This is a genomic window from Chryseobacterium sp. HR92, assembly GCF_045689405.1.
Lineage (GTDB): Bacteria > Bacteroidota > Bacteroidia > Flavobacteriales > Weeksellaceae > Chryseobacterium > Chryseobacterium viscerum_A.
On sequence record NZ_CP139139.1, the window covers coordinates 3,796,770 to 3,820,496 of the forward strand.

Annotated in this window: 22 protein-coding genes; 3 read left to right on the top strand and 19 right to left on the bottom strand. The window is 37.1% G+C overall.

Translation table 11 applies throughout. The annotated features are described in order from the left end of the window. Positions 1 to 293: 293 nt before the first annotated feature. From SFA27_RS17090 to queG, 8 genes are all read right to left on the bottom strand, one after another. Positions 294 to 1,745, bottom strand: coding sequence for a TolC family protein (locus tag SFA27_RS17090; protein ID WP_407293822.1), 1,452 nt, complete (start codon positions 1,743 to 1,745; stop codon positions 294 to 296). Then, positions 1,726 to 4,848, bottom strand: coding sequence for an efflux RND transporter permease subunit (locus tag SFA27_RS17095; protein WP_407293824.1), 3,123 nt, complete (start codon positions 4,846 to 4,848; stop codon positions 1,726 to 1,728). Before SFA27_RS17095 ends, SFA27_RS17090 begins: the two co-directional genes overlap by 20 nt. 28 nt (positions 4,849 to 4,876) lie before the next feature. Then, the gene (locus tag SFA27_RS17100; protein ID WP_407293827.1) at positions 4,877 to 5,965 is read right to left on the bottom strand and encodes an efflux RND transporter periplasmic adaptor subunit; all 1,089 of its coding nucleotides are present in this window, start codon (positions 5,963 to 5,965) and stop codon (positions 4,877 to 4,879) included. 59 nt (positions 5,966 to 6,024) lie between these two features. Beyond that, positions 6,025 to 6,276 (bottom strand): hypothetical protein, encoded by a 252-nt coding sequence (locus SFA27_RS17105; protein WP_156118414.1) that lies wholly within the window; start codon positions 6,274 to 6,276, stop codon positions 6,025 to 6,027. Between the two features lie 366 nt (positions 6,277 to 6,642). Further along, on the bottom strand, positions 6,643 to 7,095 hold the full coding sequence (locus SFA27_RS17110; RefSeq protein WP_407293829.1) for an SRPBCC family protein: 453 nt from the start codon (positions 7,093 to 7,095) through the stop codon (positions 6,643 to 6,645). A 51-nt stretch (positions 7,096 to 7,146) separates the two neighbouring features. After that, positions 7,147 to 7,794, bottom strand: coding sequence for a murein L,D-transpeptidase catalytic domain-containing protein (locus SFA27_RS17115; RefSeq protein WP_407293832.1), 648 nt, complete (start codon positions 7,792 to 7,794; stop codon positions 7,147 to 7,149). 3 nt (positions 7,795 to 7,797) lie between these two features. Beyond that, positions 7,798 to 8,481: a TIGR02117 family protein gene (locus SFA27_RS17120; protein ID WP_264518582.1), complete on the bottom strand. Its 684-nt coding sequence runs from the start codon at positions 8,479 to 8,481 to the stop codon at positions 7,798 to 7,800. Positions 8,482 to 8,840: 359 nt separating this feature from the next. After that, positions 8,841 to 9,779, bottom strand: a complete 939-nt coding sequence (queG, locus tag SFA27_RS17125) for a tRNA epoxyqueuosine(34) reductase QueG (RefSeq protein ID WP_047377211.1) — start codon at positions 9,777 to 9,779, stop codon at positions 8,841 to 8,843. Between the two features lie 176 nt (positions 9,780 to 9,955). Between queG and SFA27_RS17130 the strand changes: the two genes are divergently transcribed. Both SFA27_RS17130 and SFA27_RS17135 read left to right on the top strand, forming a co-directional pair. Then, positions 9,956 to 10,255, top strand: a complete 300-nt coding sequence (locus tag SFA27_RS17130; RefSeq protein ID WP_309432708.1) for a rhodanese-like domain-containing protein — start codon at positions 9,956 to 9,958, stop codon at positions 10,253 to 10,255. A gap of 28 nt (positions 10,256 to 10,283) precedes the next feature. After that, positions 10,284 to 10,901: a hypothetical protein gene (locus tag SFA27_RS17135; protein ID WP_407293835.1), complete on the top strand. Its 618-nt coding sequence runs from the start codon at positions 10,284 to 10,286 to the stop codon at positions 10,899 to 10,901. An 87-nt stretch (positions 10,902 to 10,988) separates the two neighbouring features. On the opposite strand, the gene SFA27_RS17140 is transcribed toward SFA27_RS17135, so the two are convergent. The 10 genes from SFA27_RS17140 to SFA27_RS17185 form a co-directional block, all read right to left on the bottom strand. After that, positions 10,989 to 11,765: an alpha/beta fold hydrolase gene (locus tag SFA27_RS17140; RefSeq protein WP_407293837.1), complete on the bottom strand. Its 777-nt coding sequence runs from the start codon at positions 11,763 to 11,765 to the stop codon at positions 10,989 to 10,991. Between the two features lie 15 nt (positions 11,766 to 11,780). Continuing rightward, a complete protein-coding gene (locus SFA27_RS17145) occupies positions 11,781 to 12,770 on the bottom strand; it encodes an NAD(P)H-dependent flavin oxidoreductase (RefSeq protein WP_407293839.1) in 990 nt (329 codons plus the stop codon). Between the two features lie 72 nt (positions 12,771 to 12,842). Beyond that, the gene (locus SFA27_RS17150) at positions 12,843 to 13,340 is read right to left on the bottom strand and encodes a hypothetical protein (RefSeq protein WP_407293842.1); all 498 of its coding nucleotides are present in this window, start codon (positions 13,338 to 13,340) and stop codon (positions 12,843 to 12,845) included. A 61-nt stretch (positions 13,341 to 13,401) separates the two neighbouring features. Further along, positions 13,402 to 14,769, bottom strand: a complete 1,368-nt coding sequence (locus SFA27_RS17155; RefSeq protein ID WP_047377136.1) for a peptidylprolyl isomerase — start codon at positions 14,767 to 14,769, stop codon at positions 13,402 to 13,404. 86 nt (positions 14,770 to 14,855) lie between these two features. Continuing rightward, complete coding sequence (locus SFA27_RS17160; RefSeq protein ID WP_047377137.1) at positions 14,856 to 15,779, bottom strand: PfkB family carbohydrate kinase; 924 nt, start codon at positions 15,777 to 15,779, stop codon at positions 14,856 to 14,858. Positions 15,780 to 15,806: 27 nt separating this feature from the next. Further along, a complete protein-coding gene (gene gldD, locus SFA27_RS17165) occupies positions 15,807 to 16,364 on the bottom strand; it encodes a gliding motility lipoprotein GldD (RefSeq protein ID WP_047377138.1) in 558 nt (185 codons plus the stop codon). Between the two features lie 44 nt (positions 16,365 to 16,408). Then, the gene (gene mutY / locus SFA27_RS17170; RefSeq protein ID WP_407293845.1) at positions 16,409 to 17,443 is read right to left on the bottom strand and encodes an A/G-specific adenine glycosylase; all 1,035 of its coding nucleotides are present in this window, start codon (positions 17,441 to 17,443) and stop codon (positions 16,409 to 16,411) included. Between the two features lie 165 nt (positions 17,444 to 17,608). After that, entirely contained in the window at positions 17,609 to 18,070 is a 462-nt protein-coding gene (locus tag SFA27_RS17175) for a hypothetical protein (RefSeq protein ID WP_264518589.1), read from the bottom strand. 78 nt (positions 18,071 to 18,148) lie between these two features. Further along, on the bottom strand, positions 18,149 to 19,510 hold the full coding sequence (locus SFA27_RS17180) for a DUF5458 family protein (RefSeq protein ID WP_047377142.1): 1,362 nt from the start codon (positions 19,508 to 19,510) through the stop codon (positions 18,149 to 18,151). A 20-nt stretch (positions 19,511 to 19,530) separates the two neighbouring features. Further along, a complete protein-coding gene (locus tag SFA27_RS17185) occupies positions 19,531 to 19,977 on the bottom strand; it encodes a type VI secretion system contractile sheath small subunit (RefSeq protein WP_047377213.1) in 447 nt (148 codons plus the stop codon). A gap of 353 nt (positions 19,978 to 20,330) precedes the next feature. Here SFA27_RS17185 and SFA27_RS17190 point away from each other — a divergent pair, with 353 nt between their 5' ends. After that, complete coding sequence (locus SFA27_RS17190; protein ID WP_047377143.1) at positions 20,331 to 21,377, top strand: hypothetical protein; 1,047 nt, start codon at positions 20,331 to 20,333, stop codon at positions 21,375 to 21,377. Between the two features lie 61 nt (positions 21,378 to 21,438). Here SFA27_RS17190 and SFA27_RS17195 read toward each other — a convergent pair whose 3' ends face one another. Continuing rightward, positions 21,439 to 23,535 carry a M13 family metallopeptidase gene (locus tag SFA27_RS17195; protein ID WP_407293848.1) on the bottom strand — a complete coding sequence of 699 codons (2,097 nt, stop codon included), beginning with the start codon at positions 23,533 to 23,535 and terminating at the stop codon, positions 21,439 to 21,441. Positions 23,536 to 23,727 lie beyond the last annotated feature (192 nt).

The window sequence follows — 23,727 nt, forward strand, 5'->3', positions numbered from 1 at the left end:
AAACTCAGGATCCCAACATTCAATTTTACACCATTGTCATTGACTACCTCGAATCTTTGATTTCTGACGAAAGAAGAATCTCATGTAAAGCTTAGATTCTTCATTTCACTGCGTTAGTCATAATAATTAAGATAGCAGGATTAATGTAAAAATGTATATAATTACCATTATTTGTCAGATGATAAATATCCTGGAATTATTTCAATGATAATTACGGAAATCCGTAGAACAGGATAAAAAATAAAAGAAGCTGCCTAAAAGACAGCTTCCTTCATCGTAAAAAAAAGTAAAAATCAATCCAGTTTCCCTCCCAGTGCTTTAAACAGCAGGACGTTATTTCTGGTATTCTGGTGCTGGAACTGCAATAAATCCAATTCAGCAGTCAATTTGCTCTTCTGAGAGTTAATCAGTTCAAAATAATTGGCATATCCTGTCAGATACAGATCGTTGGAAACCTCTACACCACGGTCAAGGAAACCTACTTCTTCTGATTTAAGCTTCAAAACACGTTCATAGATCTTAGTCTGTTTCAGAATCGATTGAAGCTCGTTAAAAGCAGTCGTAATACTTTTCTGATAGTTTAAAAAAGCAATTTCCTGCTCTTTGCTTGCTACTTTAAATTCGTATTTCAGCTGTCCTTTATTGAAAACAGGAACCATCAACCCTCCCAACAACTGCCCTGCCAGAGAACTTGGTTTAAAGAAGGTCTCTACAGAAAAAGAATTCATTCCGAAACCTGCACCAAGATCAATTTTAGGATAAAAAGCGGCTCTCGCAGCCTTGGCATCAGCCTGAGAAGCTTCTAAAACATAATAATTAGCAGCAACATCCGGCCTGGAATGGATGACTCCTTCCACATTAATGGTTTTATTTAATACTTCCATATTGGTAGGCATCAATAGTTTCCCGCGTTTTACATCTCCGCCGTAGCTTCCTGTCAACGTGGTAATAGCCTGTTCTACCGTAACTATTTCTACCCTTATATGTTCGATCTCAGCCAGCCAGTTGTTATTCTGTGCTTTGAACTGCTGTACAGCCAATTCTGTTGCCTTTCCTACTTCACGCTGTGCCAGAACAATTTCAAATGCTCTCTGCTGAAGGTTGTAATTCTTCTGGTAAATAGCAAGACGATTGTCTAAAGCTACCAACTGGTAATACAGATTAGCAATATCAGTAAAAAGCTCTACCTGCAACAGTCTCAGCCCTTCTGTGGAGGCCAGATATTTCTTCTGGGCAGCAATTTTTTTGTTTTTCAGCTTGCCCCACGCATCAATTTCCCAGCTGCTTCTTGCTCCCAGCCAGTAATTAGGAGTAAAATTTCTGTTGATCTTCTGATCTTCCGTAATATTGGGAGAAAGGTTAGTATCATAGTTCCCTACTCCTTCCATCGTATATTTTCCATATCGGTTTCCGGAAGCCTCCACCCCTACTTCAAGGGAAGGCAATAAATCCATTTTTGATCTTTGAAGAAAACTATTCGCAATTTCCACTCTTTGCTGGGCAATCTGGAAATCAGGATTGGCCTGAACCACTTTATCAAAAAGTTCAAGCAGCTGCGGATCTGTAAAGTAAGCCTTCAGGTTGATCTGCTGAAATTCATCCGAAGTTTTATTTTTACCTGTTTTGATAATTTCAATCGGTAGTTCCTGGGCTTTTTTCAACTCGGTTACTTTGGGAACAGCACATGAAATAAGGCTCAGTGATGCTATTCCATACAATATATTTCTATGATTTAATCTTTTCATCTTTCTTCTTATTTTCAAGTTTTGCAAAGAATATATACAGTCCCGGAATCACGACCAATCCGAAGATGGTTCCGATTAACATTCCTCCAGCTGCAGCGGTACCAATGGAACGGTTCCCGATAGCTCCGGCTCCTGATGCAATACATAGAGGAATAAGTCCTGCCACAAATGCAAAAGAAGTCATCAGAATAGGTCTCAGACGCTGTCTCGCCCCTTCAATAGCTGCCGGGATGATATCATAGCCCTGTTTATTTCTTGCTACGGCAAATTCCACGATCAGAATCGCATTTTTAGCCAAAAGTCCGATCAGCATCACCAATGCTACCTGTGCATAAATATTGTTATCCAATCCCATTGCTACCAATGCGATATAGGAACCGAAAATTCCTGTAGGAAGACTCAATAATACAGGCATTGGAAGAAGAAAGCTTTCATATTGTGCCGCCAGTAAAAGATAAACGAACAGCAGGCAGATCGCGAAGATATAAACTGTCTGGTTTCCTGATAAGATCTCTTCTCTTGTCATCCCCGACCATTCAACATCAAACCCTCTTGGCAGTGTCTCTTTGGCAACACGTTCTACAGCAGCAATGGCATCTCCGGAGCTGTAGCCGTCAGAAGGTTCTCCATTGATCATGGCAGACATGTACATATTGTACCTCGTCAGCACTTCAGGTCCATATACCTTTTCGATAGTGATGAATGTGGAGAACGGAACCATTTCACCTTTATCATTTTTTAAATATAAATTCAGAATGCTTTCCGGGGTATCTCTGTGCTCCGGACTTGCCTGCACCATCACTTTGTACATCTGACTGAAACGGATAAAATTCGTAGCATAATAAGATCCCAGCATCGTCTGTAATGTAGACATCGCGTTATCTACAGAAATTCCTTTTTTCGCTGCCATATCATAATCCACATTAATCATATATTGCGGGAAAGTGGCATCAAAACTGGTAAAACTGTTTTGTAACTCAGGAGCTTCATTTAGTTTTTTAACAAAATCCTTAGTGATTTTATCTGTATTCTCAATGGTTCCTCCGGTTCTGTCCAGCAAACGAAGTTCAAAACCACTTGTATTACCGAATCCCGGAACTGTAGGTGGTGCGAAGATCTCAATCTGGGCATCTGCTATGCTTTTTGTTTTATCAGAAAGCTCTGTGATCAGATCATTCACTGAAATATTTCTTTCTTTCCAGTCTTTAAGATTGATCATCGCCATTCCATAAGATGAACCTGCAATTTCTGTTACAATACTGTATCCCGCAAGCGTGGTCACATTTTCTACTCCTTTAATCTTTTTGGCAATAACCGTAACTTCATCCAATACTTTTTCAGTCCTTTCCACCGTTGCTCCCTGCGGAGTGGTCACACTTACATACACCATTCCCTGATCTTCCATCGGAATAAACCCTGTTGGCAGGAATTTGCTGGTTACAAAAGTCAATCCCACAAATAAAAACAACAGTCCGAAAGTAACAGTAGTTCTTGTAGCAAATTTTGATAAAATACCTACATACCCATTGGTCAGCCTTTCAAAGCCTGTATTGAAACTCTGGAAAGCTCTGTCGATAATGGTCTTCTTTTTATCATGATTATGGGGTTTTAAAATGATAGCACAAAGCGCTGGGGTAAGCGTCAATGCATTCACTCCGGAAATCACAATACTGATAGCCAATGTCAATGAAAACTGGCGATAAAATACTCCTACCGGGCCATCAAGGAACGCTACAGGAATAAATACAGCAGACATTACAATCGTAATCGCAACTACAGCTCCTGCAATTTCTTTGGTAGCACTGATGGTAGCATCCATCGCATTCATTCCTTCTTCCATTTTCACGTGAACGGCTTCAACAACGACAATAGCATTGTCGACTACGATTCCGATCGCAAGAACCAATGCAAAAAGCGTTAAGAGGTTCACTGAGAAGTCCAGCATATTCATGAAGGCAAAAGTTCCTACCAATGCTACCGGTACAGCCAATACAGGGATTAAAGTGGAACGCCAGTCCTGAAGGAAGATAAATACGACAATTCCTACCAGAATAAAAGCTTCAATAAGGGTTGTCAATACCGCACTGATGGAAGCATCCAAAAATCTGGAAACATCATAAGCCATATTATATTCCATTCCGGGGGGAAAGGAAGTGACTTTTAATTCTTCCATTTTTGCCTTTACGCTTTCAATAACCTCTGAAGCATTGGAACCGGGGCGTTGTTTCATCATGATGGAAGCGGATGGTCTTCCGTCTGTTTTGGAAACCATTCCGTAGTTCATCGCTCCGAATTCAACTTTAGCAATATCTTTAAGTTTTAAAATTGTTCCGTCAACATCCGATCTGATGGGAACTTCTTCATATTGTTTAGGCTCAAAAAACTTCCCTTTATATTTGATGACATACTGAAGCTGGCTGGAGGTTTTTCCAGATGTTTCTCCCACTTTTCCTGGTGCTGCGGAAATATTCTGCTTTTGCAGGGAAGTGATCACTTCATCTGCAGAAATACTGTAAGCTGCCATTTTCTGCGGATCCAGCCATACTCTCATTGAGTATTCTTTCTGTCCCATAATCTCAGCACGCCCTACTCCGTCAATACGTTTCAGCTCCTGAAGGACATTAATATCCGTAAAGTTATAGATAAACTGCTCATCCTGGCTTGGATCTGTACTTGTGATATTGAGGTACATCAGCATACTGTTCACCTCTTTTTCAGTGGTAACTCCGGCCCTGATCACCTCTTCAGGAAGTTCGTCAAGAATGGTTGTTACCCTATTCTGAACGTTTACCGCTGCTACATCAGGATCTGTTCCCACTTCAAAGAACACCTGAATAAGGGTAAGACCATCATTTGAAGTAACCGTAGACATATATGTCATTCCCGGCACTCCATTGATCGCCCTTTCCAGAGGCAGCGCTACTGCATTGGCAGATACTTCGGCATTAGCTCCTGTATATTTTGCCGTAACGGTTACTGAAGGCGGTACAATATCCGGAAACTGGGTGATCGGCATCTTCAGTAATGCCATAATTCCCAGTAATACAAATAATATGGAAATAACCAACGAAAGAACCTTTCGTCTTATAAACATTTCTACCATAGTAAATAGATTTAAAGATTATGAAAGGTTAATACTTCTTTTTGATTTTGATGATATCGCCGTCTTTCAAAGACTGAGTTCCTTCATAAATGATTAAATCTCCTTTTTTAAGACCCCTTTCTACCATATAAGAATCCCTTAAAGTAGTTCCGATCTTAATGCTGGTCATTTTCACTTTATTCTGTTTATCCACTACGAAAACATAGGTCTTATCCTGAATGGAAAAGGTTGATTTTTGTGGGATAAGAATTGCTTTACTCTGTTGCTCAGAAATAATAAGCTTTCCGGAAGTTCCGTGTTTGATCAGACGGTCCGGATTGGGGAACAGCACTTTATAACGGATGGAACCTGTGGCTCTGTCGATTTCCCCTTCAGCGGTTTTCAAAGCTCCGTTGAACTGGTAATTGACTCCGTTCGGCAGTGTCAGTTCAATCTTTTGGTGACTTCCGATCTTATCGTTGGCCAAAAGCTCAAAGTATAAGTTTTCAGGGATGGAGAAATACGCGTATACCTCATTCAACTGAGACAAAGTAGTCAGCAAAGTGCCATTTTCCACCAAACTTCCGTCTTTATGGGGAATCACATCAATCACCCCGTCAAAAGGTGCCGTGATCTTTGTAAAGCTTATTTTCTGAAGAACCGTTCTCTTCTCTGCATCAGCAAATGCATGTTTTGCTTTGGCAGAGGACAATTTTGCCTTCACCATTTCCAGTTCGTTATTGGCTACAAATTTTTTAGCATGAAGACTCTGAATCTGCTTCAATTCTACTTCTGCAATACGGACATCAGCTTCTGTCTGCTTTAGTGCCGCATTAGCTTTCAAAAGTTCCATCTGCAGCTCGGCATCATTGATTTTGAATAAAGCCTGCCCCTGATGCACAAATTGTCCCTCGTTTACATAAATATGCTGTATAATACCTCCAATTCTGGAACGCATTTCAACATTTTTTTTAGCCTGGATATCAGTGACAAACTGGTTGCTCACCAATGTATCTCTTTCTTTGATTTCCAGTACGGGAACTTCTTTATCTCTTTTATTATTTTTCTCCTTGTCTTTACTGCATGACACAGCGAATAATGTTGCCAGAAGGCAAATTATTACAGTTTTAAAATACATTATTAAATGTTTAAGTTATAAAATTTCGTTAAAGTAATTTGATTTTCAATAACTTAAACCTAGTACAACTGGAGGAGATGGAGAAAGGATTTAACCCCACAAATAGTAGATACAGCAATCTCCGGAAGTGTGATTTTGGGAATAACTTTTAATATTCCTGAAAAATCTGCAATTGCGGGATCATTTTTTTTAACGGAATGTTTGACAATTTTGGCAGCAGCAGGTAATGCATGTGTGTTCATATCTGCCTCTTCGTAAACATCCAGAAGATAAATATTGGTTACATGGGGAACATGAGGAATATTCTCCAATGATTTTTCTGCCCAATTCGAATTGAAAAGGGAAAAAACCAGTATGATATAGAATATGAAAAATGACCTCAGACCTGCCATGTCAATCAGAACACATTAGTTTTTTAGTAAAAACGATATTCCTGCAAAAATAGGCATTTCTACTGGAAAATCCGGTCATTGAACTGTTAAAAAAACTTAAACAATGGATGAATAATTCCATCATTTAGAATTTGGATTCCTACGGGATGACAAATACACACATAAACTTAGCGGCCTGTTTGTCATTCCGTAGGAATCTAAAATAAGTCATTAAAGATTTGGCTAAAGCCAGATGAAATTTTGATTATTATTTTAAACGGGCTAAAGCTCTTTTTTATTGAATGATTAAAACAGTTTACTGAGAATTCTGAAACGGTAATCAAAGATATGTTCCAGTTTCTTTTTGACGAAAAGACGATGAGCAATTTCTCCTAAAAATCCCATAGGCAGCTCATAGTCTATGGTATCTCTCATCAGAACTCCTTCGTCATTTGGAATAAATTCATGATGGTGGTTCCATAATTTATACGGGCCTTTTTTCTGGAAATCAATAAAGTTTTTTTGAAAATCAACGTGGGTAATTTCTGTCTGCCATTTCATTTTAATACCAAACAATGGAGAAACATAATAGTCGATGAGCATTCCTTCATAGATTTCATCATCTGTCATTTCCGTCAATACAATAAAGCCCATGTCTTTCGGAGTAATTTCTGAAAGGTTATTGGCAGAAGAAAAAAATTTCCAGGCAGTTTCTATATCACAATTTAGCTGTTGTTCGCGGAAAAGGGTATGTTTCATAAGAGGGAATCAATTTACATGATGGTTACGAAACAAATGTATAACAAAGATTTAATTATATATCCACATCAGTACAGGTTTTCCTGATTTCTGAATCATCGGATCAATTTCCTTCATGGCGTTGTTGGAAATGGTGGGACAACCCCAACCTTCTGGAGATCCGTTCGGGAAAACTTCAGTATCACTCATCATATTCCAGGAATGAAAGACAATAAATCTTTTTAAAGCATTGCTGTTTGTTTCTTCAAAGCCGTGCATCAGATATTTAATATTGATTCCCCAGTCGCTGTAACCTCTGCCCTCAAGCTTATATTTTCCTAAGGAGGAAAGGTGGCTTCCGTCTTCATTACTGAATCCCGGATTTGCTTTAGAATCATCTTTACTCCATGAATTGGAACCACAGCCATGACCTACCAGATACTTTTTTGAAATCTTATTATTTTTAAAATCCCAGACAAAAAAGCGGTTAACACCTGAATGGAGACTCATATCAATAAGGATACAGAAATCATTATTAAGATCCTTTGAATTGCAGAACTTCAATGCTTCTTCTGCTTTTATTTTTAATTTGGAAAGATCGGCTTCAGGTCTTTTTTCTGTAACCAAAGGCGGTTCCATTGTTGTTATTGTATTGTTTTTTTTCTCCTGAGAACATGAACACAGCCAAAGCGCAATGAAAAACAGATAAATCCCTTTCATGAGTTATTTATAGTGCTGAAAAATTCCGAAATCCGATGGAGTCCAAAGTGCTGCTTTCTGTCCTGCAGCCTTTAAAGCATTATTTGACCAGGTATTACAAGTGTAAAGAAAGCTATAGGTACCTTTGGCATCATAAAAGGCATCATTATCACTGTACACTGCATTTGTAGGAATTAACATGAAGTTACCATTCTGATCTCTGTCAAATTTATCTTCTACAAATTTTACCAGGTTCTCATACTGTTTTCTGCTGACCATGATCATTTTACAATCGTCACCCTCTTTCATAGTATTATAATAGGTACAGTGCATTGCTGAATCGCTTAGCCAGAATGCAGCTTTCACAGCAGTTGAAAATTTCAGATCAGCCCATGTGGGAGTATCAAGATAGAATCCTTTATCTCCCCAGCCTATTCCGATATACTGATAATCTGTTTTTTTTGATTTTGTATTGGCAAAAGGAATTTTCAGGCTCCAGTCCTGAAGGTCGTTTTTTACAGGCATTACGATATCAGTATGTACTCCGTTGGTATATATATAGATTGGAATTTCTTTCTTCTGTCCATCATCTTTTGCAGAAACGGGGATATAAGGAATCAATAACCCAAGGATTACATAAATAATCACAATTCCTAAAATAATTCCTATCACTTTCAGAAGATACATTAATATAGTTTTCACGGTCATGTTTTTTAATAAAATTTAATCTTTAATTTTAGTAAAAGTATTTGTTTTAATCGAAAAATTAGCTATATTTAGTTACGAAATATTCACAAATATGCGTAAAAATACTAAATCCCAAAAAAGGTTTAAAGTAAGAGTAAAAACTGCTCCTAAAAGAATACAAAAAAAACGTTGATTTTCGGTGAGATTCTGATCTCCTGAAAATCTTTTTTTCTTTATAGGAAAGGCTTTTCAAGAAACTTATTGATATAAATCTTTACCTCCTTAAAGCTGAAAATTTAAGGAATGGTCGATTATCAGCTCTGGTTTGGAACTATGAAAAATTCCAAAGGAGGGATTGTCACCGAAAGTTCAGGGAAAAATCAGTCAGAAGACTTCTGTAAAAACTCAATATTTCTCTTGAGCCCAGCAAATTTGGTTCTTTTCACAGGGGATTTTCTGAAGATTTCCGAGAAAATTTCCTGGGTAATTTCTTTCCATTCTCCTTTTTTGAAGTTTTTCAAGGCTTCATTAGGTTTGAAACGGCTTTGTTTATTGGGCGCTGAGAAACGGTTCCATGGGCAAACATCCTGGCAGATGTCACAGCCAAACATCCAGTCTTCCATTTTATCTTTAAAATAGTCCGGAATTTCATTTTTGAGCTCTATGGTTGCATAAGAAATGCAGCGGCTTCCATCAATAATTTTCTCAGAAACAATAGCATCTGTGGGGCATGCATCAATACATTTTCTGCAGCTTCCGCAATGGTCTGTAGTGGCATGATCAGCAATCAGTTCCAGATCACAGATAATTTCAGCCAGAAAGTAAAAAGACCCGTTTTGTTTGGTAATAAGATTTGCATTTTTTCCCACCCAGCCAATTCCGGATTTTCTGGCCCAGCTTCTTTCCATAATGGGTGCAGAATCTACAAAAACACGGAATCCGAACTCCCCTATTTCCTCCTGCAGCTCTGCCACCATCTCACGGAGAATTTCTTTGATTACTTCGTGATAATCTTCTGCATAAGCATATTTTGAGATTTTATAATTCTCTAATATTGAAATTTTTTCCTCGGGAAAGTAATTGTATGAAAGTGAAATAACAGATTTGGAACCCTCTACCAAAAGCCGTGGGTCAAGTCTTTTATCGAAATGATTTTCCATATATTTCATTTCGCCGTTATAATTGTTCTTAAGCCATTTTTCAAGATGGTGAGCATCTTCTTCCAGAAAATCAGCTTTAGAAATGCCACAACTCTGGAATCCAAAACTTTTTGCCTTGGACTTTATCAGTTGGGAATATTTTTCAGCGCCTGCATTCATAATTTCACACTGCAAAATTAAGATTATTTTATCAATCTTCTGGCTTCTGCGGAGGTTCATCTGAACTCCTGTTTCTATCCTGCTTCTTTTCTGAAAAAATTATGTTTTAATTAGGATTTTTTTCAAAAAAAAATTGCGTAATTTCGTTACTTATTTAATGTTTAAACCCAACAACTATGTCTTTAATAGAAGTAATACAATCCGGAAACTATGAATTAATTGACGTTCGTGAGCCAATGGAGCTTGAAATGGACGGCAATATAGATGGTGCTAAGAATATTCCTCTGGGTGAAGTAGAAGATAGACAGGATGAGATTCTATCTATTGAAAAACCGGTAATCTTATTCTGCAGAAGCGGAAACAGAAGCGGAAAAGCATTGGATTATCTTAACAATCAAGGATTAAAGGACGGTTATAACGGCGGAGGCTGGGCTGAGCTAAAGGCTGTTCTGGAAGCAAATCAGGGAACTTTTTAAAAGTTCCTTTTTTTATACCATTATCTCTATGAATCTGAAAAATCACTTTAACCAGCTTTGTTCTCCATTCACAGAAGATCAGCAATTAATCAGCGATCTGTGGAAGGAGATTGAAACCAGGTATTCTGAAAAAGGCAGGCACTATCATAATCTTCTTCATCTTGAAAATATGTTTCGGGAGCTTGACGCAGTGAAAATGAATATCTCAGATTTTACAGCTCTTTCTTTTTCTGTATTCTATCATGATGTGATTTATGATGCAACTTCCAAAGCTAATGAAGAGAAAAGTGCTGCTAAGGCAGAAAAAAGACTTGCTGAACTTCACGTCAATCAGGACAAAATTTCATTAATTTCTGAGCAGATTCTTGACACAAAATCTCATCAGCGTTCTGATCAGGAAGACACGAATTATCTTTTGGATGCTGATCTTTCTGTATTGGGCAAAGATTTTAAAACCTACCTGGAATACACTCAAAATATCAGAAAAGAATATTCTATTTATCCTGACTTTCTTTATAAATCGGGAAGAAAAAAAGTGCTTAAGCATTTTCTGGAACTTGAAAGTATTTTTAAAACAGAATATTTTAAAGAAAAGTATGAAGCTCAGGCAAAGGAAAATATTGCTAAGGAACTTCAGTTACTTTAATTCAACAGTATATCTTTAAGTTTTCCCATTGAAAAAGACATCCTGATTACAAGATGTCTTATAAATATTGTTACCGCTCATTATGTGTTAAAAAAATTTACTGATAAATTCTGCTGCTTTCTTCAATACAAGCTCCGGAGCTTCTTTATGCGGTGTATGTCCAATACCGGAAATAATGTATTTTTCTGCACTTCCACTCACTTGGGTCACGGTTTTTTCAACCTGGTCTAATGTTCCATATTCATCAGCTTCTCCCTGGATGAATAACAATGGAGCTGTGATATGTTTCAAAAGGTGTTCAATATTCCAGCTTCTGTAGTCATCCCGCGTCCAGGTTTCTGTCCAGGCTCTGAAAAGCATTTCTACTTTATCCCCATGATATTTTTGTAAACGTTCTGGAAGATTAGTCGTTTTATAAGCATCCCATGCGTCATAAACACCTTTCAACGTTACGTCTTCCACAAAGATATGTCCCGCTTCACAGATAACGGCTCTTACCCATTCCGGATAAACCGCTGCCATAATCAGGGCGATTGTTCCTCCATCACTATGTCCGAATAAAATAACATCCTCAATATCAGGTTCAATTTCAAGCAAGAGTTCATTCAATACATGAGCTTCTAGTTCCATATAATTCACAGGTCTTACATGAGTAGGCATGGGGTCTGATTTTCCATAACCTAAACGGTCATAAGTAAGTATATTGCATTGTGTAGCTTCGGATAATTTGGCCGGAAAGTCTCTCCAAAGCTGTACTGAACCGAGTGAATCATGCAGAAAAACAATGGTTGGCCTGCCCTCAAACGGATTATGGTGTTCTATATATAATTTTTTACCCTTTACATCAATTATTCTTTCCTCCATTGAATAAAATTATATTTAAAAAGTTGGCATTCTTACGTCTTCAAATTCTTTTAACAGATGACTGAAAACAGCTTCCACCGGGAGAATTTCATCAATCAGGGCAGAAACCTGGCCTATTTCCAGTTCTCCATCTTCCATATCTCCTTCAAACATTCCCCGTTTTGCTCTGGCTCTTCCCAATGAGGCCACCAAAGCATCTTTATTTCTTCCAATCTGATAGATGTCTTCCAGTTCGTTGAAAAATTTATTTTTAACCATTCTTACAGGTGCAAGTTCCTTCAAAGTAAGATGAGTATCTCCTTCCTGAAGTTCTGTAATTTTCTTTTTCCAGTTTTCATGGGCACTGGCTTCTGTAGTGGCAGCAAAACGGGAACCTATCTGTACACCATCTGCTCCAAGAATCATTGCTGCTTTAATCTGTGAACCTAAAGCAATTCCTCCTGCTGCAATTAACGGCTTGGAAATATGTTTCTTTACGTTTGGAATAAGACAGAATGTAGTTGTTTCATCTCTTCCGTTGTGGCCTCCAGCTTCAAAACCTTCTGCAACGACAGCATCTACTCCTGCGTCTTCACACTTTACAGCAAATTTGGTAGAAGAAACTACATGAGCTACTTTTATTCCTTCTTTCTGAAGGGTTTCTGTATAAGTTTTCGGGTTACCTGCTGATGTAAATACAATTTTGACTCCCTCTTCAAGAATGATCTGAATGATCTCCTCAATATTAGGGTATAACATGGGTACATTTACCCCGAAAGGTTTATCTGTAGCCTGTTTGCATTTTTGGATATTTTCTCTTAAGATATCAGGATACATGCTTCCTGCTCCAAGTAAGCCCAATCCACCACAATTGGAAACCGCAGAAGCAAGCTTCCATCCGGAATGCCAAATCATTCCTGCCTGGATAATGGGATATTTGATATTAAAAAGATGTGAAATTCTATTTTGGGTGGTCTCCATATCATGAAGTTTTTTTGCAGCGTTGAAATCTATAAAATTGCTCATGTGTAAAAATACTAAAAACAACGATTTCCAGAGCCTTCCATGATTAAAAAATATGCAGAAAACCTCATATTATCATTTTTTATACCGTTCCAAAATATGGTCAATAACAGAACTTATTTTGAAAAAATTCTGAGCAAGTTCAGCGATATTCTTTTCTAAATCATCTATATTTAATTCTATCCAGCCCTGCATTAAAGTCAGTGGACCATAATCTACACTTATATTAGGCCAGTCTTCCCGGTGTTTAAGAAATTCTTCTCTAAAGGCCTGTGCAAAATCTCTTGCAGGTATTTTATAGTCTTTCAAAGTTCTTAGTTTAAGAGCATGAATGTTATAATAGATCTTATTTTCGCGGATAGTCTCATCATTTACCCAAACCGAAAAGAAAATCCGTCCCTCGGCGTCTAAAGGTGACAATAGATCTCCGGACCATTCCGGTTTATAAACTTTAAATACAACAGATTCTAAAATGGTATCAACCGATAATTTCAGTCTGTATTTACTAAGTGTTTCTTCAGAAATTTCAGATGCTGCAAGATGAAATTTTTCAAGGTAAAGCGTATTATCCATATGCTCAGTTTTTGTAAATATATCAATAAAAAAACCTTCAGAAGTTCTGAAGGTTTTTTTATTATTTTGCCATGGATTGTTTCTTCCAGTTAGACTTGAAGCTACAGTTGTCGTAGCGTCCGTCAATGGAGATAAAAGTTGTTGGTAACTTAGAGTTGACAAACTTTTCAACCATTTCACTTTTCTTTTTATTCAGTGCCATCTGCTTGATTCTGCTGAAGTCTGTTTCCAGTGTAATCTGGTGAGAAGGAATCACATCTTCAATTTTAATGATTTTAATCTGCTTTCTCTTGTTTTCTTCATCTTCAAAAGCGGTAGTCATGTCTCCTTTGTTCAATCCTGCCAATTCGTAGCTGATTGTACCTGGGATACTTTCTCTTTCAATTTTATCAGAACCATCAGCCCCAGGAATCACCCCTGCGTTGAACTTTGTTCTTTTATCATCTGAGAATTTAAAAGCAGCATCCTTAAATGTCATTTTACCATTTAGGATAAGACCTCTGATGCTGTCTAGTTTTGCCTTTGCTGTTTTAAGCTCTTCATCAGTAGGTACTGCTTTTAACAGGATATGTCTTGCATCATATACTTTACCTGATCTTTTCAACAACTGGATAATGTGGAATCCGAATTCTGATTCAATAGGATCTGAAATTTCATTTTCCTGAAGGTTCAAAGCTGCAGCTTCAAATGGCTTCACCATCTGCCCTTTATTGATATTTTTATATAATCCTCCGTTAGCGGCAGATCCTTCATCTTCAGAATAAATTCTGGCCTGGCTCTCAAAAGTCTCCCCTCCAATAATATCCTGCTTGATCTTTTTCAACCTGTTGATAAGCTCTTGTTTGTGTGCTTCCGTTAATGTAGGATAGATCATGATCTGAGCTAAAGTAACTTCATCTTTTACCTGTGGCAGCTGTGATTTATACATATTGTAGAAATCAGTCACCTCATTTGGAGTAACGTCAGCTTTATCGGTAACTCTCTGGTATTTTGCCTGTCCGTAATACTGGTCTGTATCTATCTTTTCGATAGCATTTTTCATCTCATAAGCGTTTCTGAACTTATAAGCGGCAAGCAATGTTTTTTCATCCGGAAATTGAGAAAGCAACTGACGGTATTTTGCGTTAGCCTGTTCTTTGATTGCTGCAGAACGGTTTTCAATTAAGGTATCTTTTTTTGCTTCGTATACAAGAAGCTTGTTGCTGATAAGGTTTTCCAGGAACTCACACTTATCTGTGTTGGCAGCTCCCTGCTGTTTCCCATAATTCATTTGTTCAAGTACATCAGATTCCAAAACAATCTCATCCCCGATAACAGCTGCAATACCATCCACCAAATCTCCTTGTTTTAGCTGGGCATTCATCATATTTGAAGAGAATATCATGATGAAAATCCCAAGAAGAAAAGTGATTTTTAGTTTATTTGTCATTTTACTATTTTAACAAGTTGCAAATTTAGAATTCTTAACGAATTTCACTCAATTTTTTATTATAAATATTTCTTAAAAAGACTTATTTACTGCAGTTCAACATCAAAAGTCGTTAATTCTTTGAATTGTCTTAATCTGCTGAACATATCTGCTTCGCTCACTTCCTCTATTCTTTCTGTTCCAAACTTCTCCACAGTGAATGAAGCCATAGCAGATCCTACGATAAGAGCTGATTTCATTGTATCAAAATCTATTTTCTCTTTTTTAGCAAGATATGCAGCAAAACCTCCTGCGAAAGTATCTCCCGCTCCTGTTGGATCGAAAACATCTTCCAATGGAAGTGCCGGAATAGCAAATACTTTATTGTCATGGAAAAGTAAAGCTCCGTGTTCTCCTTTTTTGATGATTACGTAATCAGGACCCATTGTGTGGATCTTTTTAGCAGCTTTTACTAAAGAATATTCTCCTGAAAGCTGTCTTGCTTCTTCATCATTGATGGTAATAACGTCTGTTTTAGCAATCATATCCATCAGGATATCCCATGCAGAATCCATCCAGAAATTCATGGTATCAAGGATTACCAGTTTAGGACGGTTGTTCATTTTTTCAAGTACAGATAACTGAACTCCAGGGTGTAGGTTTCCAAGTAATAAAATTTCGGCATCCTGCATTGAATCCGGGATTTTCGGATCAAAATTCTCCAAAACGTTTACTTCTGTAGCCAAAGTATCTCTTGTGTTCAGATCGTTGTGGTATTTTCCAGACCAGAAAAATGTTTTTCCTTCTTTTACGATTTCAATTCCTTCGATATTTACATCTCTGTCTGTGAACATATCAAGATGTTCTTGTGGAAAGTCTCCTCCTACTACAGAAACAATTCCGGATTTAACGCCTAAAATTGATGAAGTGATTCCGATATAAGTGGCTGCACCTCCTAAGATTTTATCCGTTTTACCAAATGGTGTTTCAATTGCATCAAATGCAACACTTCCTACAACTAAAAGTTTCATATATTTTTCAATGTATATTAAAAGTAATTATTTTTTCCATTCAAAAGTGTCCAGCATATGTTTCATATCATTTTTGATATAGTTCACTGCAGGCGCAAGAGAGTCCGGTTTCGGTCTCGTATTAAAGTATAAGTAAGCAGTAACGAAGTGTTTCGTACTGTCTGTAATGTAAAACTGAAGGTTGGAAGCACTCTGTCCTTTCAGTTCATAGAAGTTCCCGTATACTTTCTTTTCAGGGTATTCAAAGGATTTCGTATCTATGGAACTGGCTTTGATGGTATGCTCATATACCATTTTTTCTGCTTCTTTGATATGGTCTGCAAAGTCGTTTTGTATAGGGTAATAGGTAACGAAAAGCTTTGCCTTCATTTTAGGATAATTCACATAGAACCAGCAAGGTTTTTTAGCAGGTGCAATAGAAGCAAAGTCCGAGTACTCAAAGGTATAGGCACAATCGTTTTCAAACTTTTGGTATTTCGGTGCAGGATATTCAAGACGCAGTTCTCCATAAGGTTTTGGGGAAGGGTCTTTTCCACATGAAATTAAAAGCAGTGATACAAAAATAAAAATGACTTTTTTAATCATTTTGCAAAAGTACAAATTAGATTTCAGATTTCAGAAGACAAATTTCAGTCTTTCAGAGAGTTTTGAATGTAATTTTCCAGGGGTTTCGGAAACGATTTTTCATGAGAGCCTTCAACATCTGTAATCAGGTATTGATTTTCAGCGATAAAATCATTCCATATCTTTTCTGAAGTAACCTCAACATTCAATATTTCAATACTTAAATTCTTATGAGTAAGTTTATGATTCACTGTTTTTGAACCTGTAATGAATGCTTCCATTTCTGAAGAAATAGTCTCAGGAAATTCAAACAGTTTTTTCCAAATGAAGTCATCTTTTCTCTGACGGATTAAAAACTTTCCGTTTCTGTGAACAAAATAATAGGTTAAAGCAAGATCTTCTGTTTTTACTTTTTTTGTTTTTACCGGATAATCTGAAATTTTCTGCATAGCAAATGCAAGGCAGTCTTCATTCACAGGACATTCCCCACACAATGGATTTTTGGGTTTACAGATTTCTGAACCGATATCCATCATCGCCTGGTTAAAGTCTCCCACATTCTCAGGCATCACCAAAGCAGCCAGCTCAGAAAAATAAGTAAACGCTCTTGAATTTGAAATATCAAAATCATCCGCAAAAAGACGGCTCAAAACGCGGTAGAAATTCCCGTCAACTGCAGGCATTCTTCCACCAAAACATATGCTTGAAACAGCTGCTGCAGTATATTTTCCTACTCCTTTTAATTTCAGAATTTCTTCATACTGATTGGGAAACACACCCTGATAATCATTTATGATCTGACGGGCAGCTTTATGAATATTGATGGCTCTGGAATAATAGCCTAGTCCCTTCCAATAAAGTAAAACTTCGTTTTCTTCAGCTTCTGCCAAAGTTTTTACATCGGGAAATCTTTTGATAAAATTATTATAGTGATTCAATCCCTGACTGATCCTCGTCTGCTGAAATACAATTTCACAGATCCAGATTTTGTACGGATCTTTTGTCTGTCTGAAAGGTAAATCTCTTGCATTATTGCTGTACCATCCCAGAATTTTGCTGCCAATGTGTAGAAAATCCGAATTTCTGCTATCCTTCTTCAAAAATTTTTGTTTTGATTTTTAAAAGATACTTAGTGAACTTCGTTCGTGAACTTTCAGTTTATCCTCAGTATGACATTGCTAATACTAATTGCTTTCCAAAGGTATTCACATTTTCATAACGAACATAGTTCACGAAGCATCTTATATATTATGCAAAGATAAAATTTATTTATCAGCTTTTACAGAATATACGGGAGCTGCTTTTAGCCATTCATATTTAAGGTTTCTGTCTTTAGCTATAAAACGGTATCCTTCCAGTTTTTTAAGGTAAACATACATGGAATCGGTATTTTTCATTTTCAATTTATATTGGGATAAAAACAGCATTGGCATTTCTACGGTGGAATCTCTTACTGTTTTCAGTACTTTTCCCGATCTTACTTTGTAAAGGAAGAATGATTTTCCACGGCCTTTTGAGCTGTCTGCCAGTTTTACCTCTGAGCTTGCGATAACCAGCTCACTGCCATCAAAGCATTCATCTCTATTCATGATATATGCTTTTCCTTCCTGATGCTCGTCTGCAAAAAGATCGTTTTCGTATTGTCCGGGACTTTGGTATTTTTTTTCACAGCTTATCAAAATCACCATTAATATAGCAGGTAAGCTAATGATAAGTTTCTTATTCATATTAAATTTCATAGGTGTTGGTTGAAAAAAAACCGATGTAAAATTGCATCGGTTTTTGATATATAAAGTACGTTTATGTTACTCCTGAGTGTATTCTGCATCCCATTCGTTACCATCATCTCCTTTGTGTCCGTCAAGTTTAATAACGAAACTTTTTGTAGGGAAATAAGGTGTCATACGGATATCCAGCCATACTCTGTCTTTGTTTACTCTATCCTGCTCGAAACGAACAATTTTGAATTTTTCGATCAATTTGTCCGGTCCTTTGATATTATCAAGGAAGGTTACGATCTGTCTTCTCAAATCATCTTCGTTTTTAGCATTCCAGTTTTCAAAAGCTCTTCTGTTAAGGAAGTCAAGCAATACTTTGGTTACATAGTCGAATACACGAACTACGGAATACGTCTGAAGACCGATATTGTCTCCTGTAAATAATGTCTTCGCTGAGAAGGCCATAATTTTTCCGTACTCGTTTACCATTGGTACAAGACCCATTTTTTCCAACTGAGAAATTTCACTTTTCTTCAATTCAAATTTTACAGCGTCTACTTCGTTGATGTTACCATGTTTTTTACCTGCTGCTACCTGAGACATCAGGGTTTTATGGATTTTTCCTGCTAATGAAGTGGAAGGTGGAAGTTCTACGTTTTCTTCTTCTCCTACTTCTTCTGCTTTACCACGTCCTACCAGCCAGTTACACGTCATAATAACGTTACTTCTGTGAAGTTCACCTCCTGTAAGATTGGCAGAGTGGAATAAGTCTACCACATCATCCGGCTTATCAAGGTTGGCGAAGTCTGTAACCATCATTACTTTGTTTTCGTTACAGATTTTTGCCCATTTCTCGATGACCTTATTGGATCCTAAATATCCTGGTATTGCAAGGATTGAGTAGTTATCTCTAAGGTCAAGACGGTCGTAATAATTTTTAAATTCTTCTGAGATTGCATCAATAAACAGAGGATTATCCAAATCTGAAACCTGTTCGATGCTTGCGTTTACAATACTTACGTTGTCCACTTTATCCAATTCTGTATTTTTGTAGAATTGAGCTACTGTTCTGTAGTTGGTTTCCAACAGACGAACGGCATCCAGTGTATTTTTTAAGTTTGTCTTTAAGTTTTGATCGGCCTGCTGTGCTTTACTTTTGCACGTATCAGCCATTTTATCTGCAGATTCGCTGCCTTCTAAAAGGTTTACCCAAAGATTGATCTTCTGAAGAAGTTCTTTTCTTTCATCTGCTTTATTGCTGTCATTCAGGAAGATTTCTTTTCTTGCCTTTCTTGTTGGGTTCATATTGGCAATACCGTCTACAACGGATTCAACAAAGCCAAATCCTCCCATTTTATTGAGCTCTGCAAGCGGGTTGCCTTTCGGTTGTCCCGAGTGCTGCTGCTGACCCTGCTGCTGGCTTTCTTGTGCCTGTAATTTGCTATCCATGATTTAATGTAAGTCTTTAATTATTTTTCAAGTTCTTGTGCCACTTCTTTCAATACCTCTATGAACGCAGCTCTTGTCTGATCGTTCTCCAGCATATTGCGTAGAATTTTGTTTGTTTTAAGCTGACGTACTATTTTATTGTACTGCTCCTGCTCCATGCTCAGCTGCTGCAGATAATCTGACTTCTGAGTAAGGCTTTTAGGGGTAAAGTCTCCAAGGTTTTGAAAACGGAATTCTTCTTCTACCATTCCTCCGTCTTCTGTTTCGTGTTGTACCGATATTGAAGGCTGAAAATGTTTGAAAACGTCTTCCACTGTTTTTAATCCTGTTACGATTTCAGGGGTATAAGACTCTTCTGTTGTAAGCTGGCTTACTATCAGTGATTTATTTTCCTGTATTTCCTGAATAGCTTCATTAGCGTCTACTTTTACTTCGTTTCCGCCAACACCATAATTAAACATTGCCATATTATTGTTATTTTGAGATTTCTTATTCTGGTTTGGATCTGTCTTTGAGTAATTTACAGATGAATCAAATAAATTACCAATCCAGTGTTTAAATTTAAAAAAAAACTGTAACATAAAAAATTTTACTAAGATTTTTCTTGAATCATCTAAATTTATCTACATTTATTCAACATAAAATCACCATATTACGATATCACTAAGCTATGAAAAAATAAATAAAAAAATTCAAGAAAAAATAAATAAAATTTTTGTTCGCTTTATTCTTATACAAAAGTATCCAATGAATGTTAAAATAAGGATTCCTCAGTTATTACAAAAAATATTCTTTATATTTAATCAAAGTGAACAGTGTCATGAAAGATGTAAAAATAGCGTTCAGAAAACCGATATTTCCAGTTTCAGAAGCATTACAGCAATATTTGGAAAAATATAACAGAACTACCAAGATTAAGTTTTTGTATGAAGACCTTCTAAGGTTCAGTGACAGTGTGAGTATTCTGGATAAAGACGGAAAAGATACTTTGTGGCTTGGGGTATTGTATCCTGAATTTGAGTTTAAAGAAATAGAAGCCAATTTAAATAAGATTTATACTCTACTTCATTCTGATGGAGACATCGCTACTTTACCTTATCTGAAAGTGGATACAATTGACTTTTGTACCTTCGGAAATTCTAAACCTTTTCGGGTTCGGGTAAGAAATATCCTTAACGATAATTATACTTATTTTTATATTAAGCAGGCGGATGCTTCCCGAATATTCGGGCTGGAACTTGAAGATTTGCTTTCTCCCAACCGGATTAATTTTCTGGTTTACAAAAACACTTTGATTGAAGAACATATTTTGGGAATTCCCGGGGATGTTTTTATCCAAAAGCATATGTTCAACTGTACGGAATTGGAAAAGGCACAGATTTCCAAGGAATTTGTGAAATTCAATGAGCGCTGCCTTATTGGACTTCTTGGTGATATGCGTTCTTATAATTATGTGATTATTCCCATACATGATTTCGACCAGGTAATTTACAGAATTCGTCCTATTGATTTTGACCAGCAGTCTTATGAGGGAAATCTGAAAGTCTATCTTCCACAGTATTTCAAAGAAAACAGTCAGATGGTGAATATGGTATTAGAAAAGCTGAAGCCCAGTTCTATAGAGCAGTACCGTAAAGAGGTACGCTCACAGATCGTAAAAAGAGTAACGAGCAGCCAAAACAGATTTGATGAACTCATTTCTATTATGAAAAAAGATAATATTGCGCCGGAAGCCAATGTTAAAGAACTAAAGACCGCTTTACAAAAACTCACTTATGATGTGAATTTCAAGTATTGTACAACCATGGGAGATATTATAGAAACCGGAATAAAATTTGTTCTCCGGAATTATAAGAAAGAATATTAAAAAAGAGAATCCGCCTCATATTGAGGCGGATTCTTTCTTTTCTAACAATTTTCAGGTAAAATTACCAGATTTTTATTCTGTCCTGAGGAGCTTTGTATAGTTTATCTCCCGGCTTGATATCAAATGCTTTGATAAATGAATCCTGGTTTACCAGTGGTCCGAAAGCTCTGAACATTCCCGGAGAGTGCGGGTCTGTTTTCACCTGATTGATCATATACTGATCGGTAGCTTTAGTTCTCCAAACAGTAGCCCAGCTCATAAAGAATCTCTGATCCTGAGTGAATCCGCTGATCTTACCTGGATTTCCTTTGTCTTTTAAATACATTTGAAGGGCATCGTAAGCAACAGCTACTCCACCTAAGTCACCGATGTTTTCACCGCTTGTAAATTTACCATTCACAAAGCTCCCTTTTACAGGCTCATAAGCACTGTACTGAGCTGCCAGCTGACCTACTTTTGCATCAAAGTTTTTACGGTCTGCATCACTCCACCAGTTATTAAGGTTACCATCTCCATCGAAACGGGAACCACTGTCGTCAAATCCGTGAGAAATTTCATGACCGATAACGGCACCAATTCCTCCGAAGTTCACTGCTGCATCAGCTTTAGGGTTATAGAAAGGCGGCTGAAGAATAGCTGCAGGGAATACAATTTCGTTATTTGATCCGCTGTAATAAGCATTTACAGTTTGTGGAGACATTCCCCATTCTGTCTTGTCAACAGGTTTTCCTACTTTATCTAAACTTCTCTGATACTGCCATGCTGCTACATTCTGAAGGTTAGAATATAGTGTAGCACCTTCTTTTGGAGAGTCTACTTTCAATTGAGTATAATCTTTCCATTTATCCGGATATGCGATTTTTACGGTAAACTTGGAAAGTTTTTCCTGAGCTTTTACTTTAGTTTCAGGAGACATCCAGTCTATGTTAGCGATATGTGTTTTGAATGATTTTAAAAGGTAATCAATATAAGTTTCCATCTGCTTTTTAGCTTCCGGAGTGAAATATTTGTCTACATACAATTTCCCGAACGCTTCTCCAAGAACGCCATTCACAAGGGTAAGCCCTCTTTTGTTCATTGGACGCTGCTCTTTCTGGCCCTGTAAATATTTAGCATAGAAATCGAATCTGATCTGCTCTAAGCTGTCATCCAGATTGCTTGCATTTCCGTTGATAATATGATATTTCAGATAATCTTTCAGCAAAGGAAGGTTTTTCTGTGTGATGAACTGATCCATATTCTGATAATATTTCAGTTCTCCTATGATTACTCTGTCTGTATTTACACCTGCATCTTTCAGGTATTTTGCAAGGTCTACATTCTTAACAACACCAGATAACTCAGATACATTTTTAGGATTGTATCTTAAATTGGCATCTCTGTTCTGCTCAAGTGTCAGCAAGTAATTGGCAAGCTGTTTTTCAAAATCAACGACATTCTGTGCAGCCTGAGTAGAGTTTTTATATCCTAAAACTCCGAATAGTTTTCCAATGTAAGTCTGATATTCTGCAAGTGTTTTAGTGTTTGCTTCGTTTACTTTCTGGTAATAATCTCTTCCCAATCCCAGATCCGGACCGCCAAGATATACCGCATTCATATTGGAATTCTTCATATCAGCGCCCACTCTCCATCCATAGAAAGAGTTGTCTCCCAATCTTGTAGCTTCCAAAAGGTATTTCTGAAGGTCACCAAGACTTTTAATAGCATCTACTTTGGCAAGATCAGCCTTGATAGGCGCCAGACCTTCTGCATTTCTCTTATTGGTATCCATAAAAGAGGCATACAAATTCTGGATTTTCTGCCCTTCAGATCCGGCAGGATATGATTCTGTAAGGATTTTGTTTAATATATCTAATGAAGCATCATCCACATTTTCTCTCAACGCATTGAAAGAACCCCAATTGGCTTTATCGGAAGGAATCTGAGTAGTCTTAACCCAATTTCCGTTCACATAGCTAAAAAAGTCATCCTGTGGACGGACACTGGTATCCATATACGATAAATTGATCCCCTCCTCTTTTGCTTCTTCTTTTACCGGTTCAGCCACTTTTGCTGTAGCTTCAGTTTTATTCTCTGTCCCTGCAGTCTTAGCTGCACCACACGAATTAAGAAATACAATACCTGAAAGGGCAAGTATTCCAATATTTAGCTTTTTCATTAAAGATAATTTTTGATTTTACACAAACTTATCAAATATACAAACTTTAATGATATGTAATGAATGATAATTGATATATGGGAATGTAAGGTTAAAAATTTAAAGTTTTGAGTTTAAGGTTTAAGGTTTAAGGTTTAAGGTTTAAGGTTTAAGGTTTGAAGTTAATGGGTAGACCACCCCGTCAAAAATTCT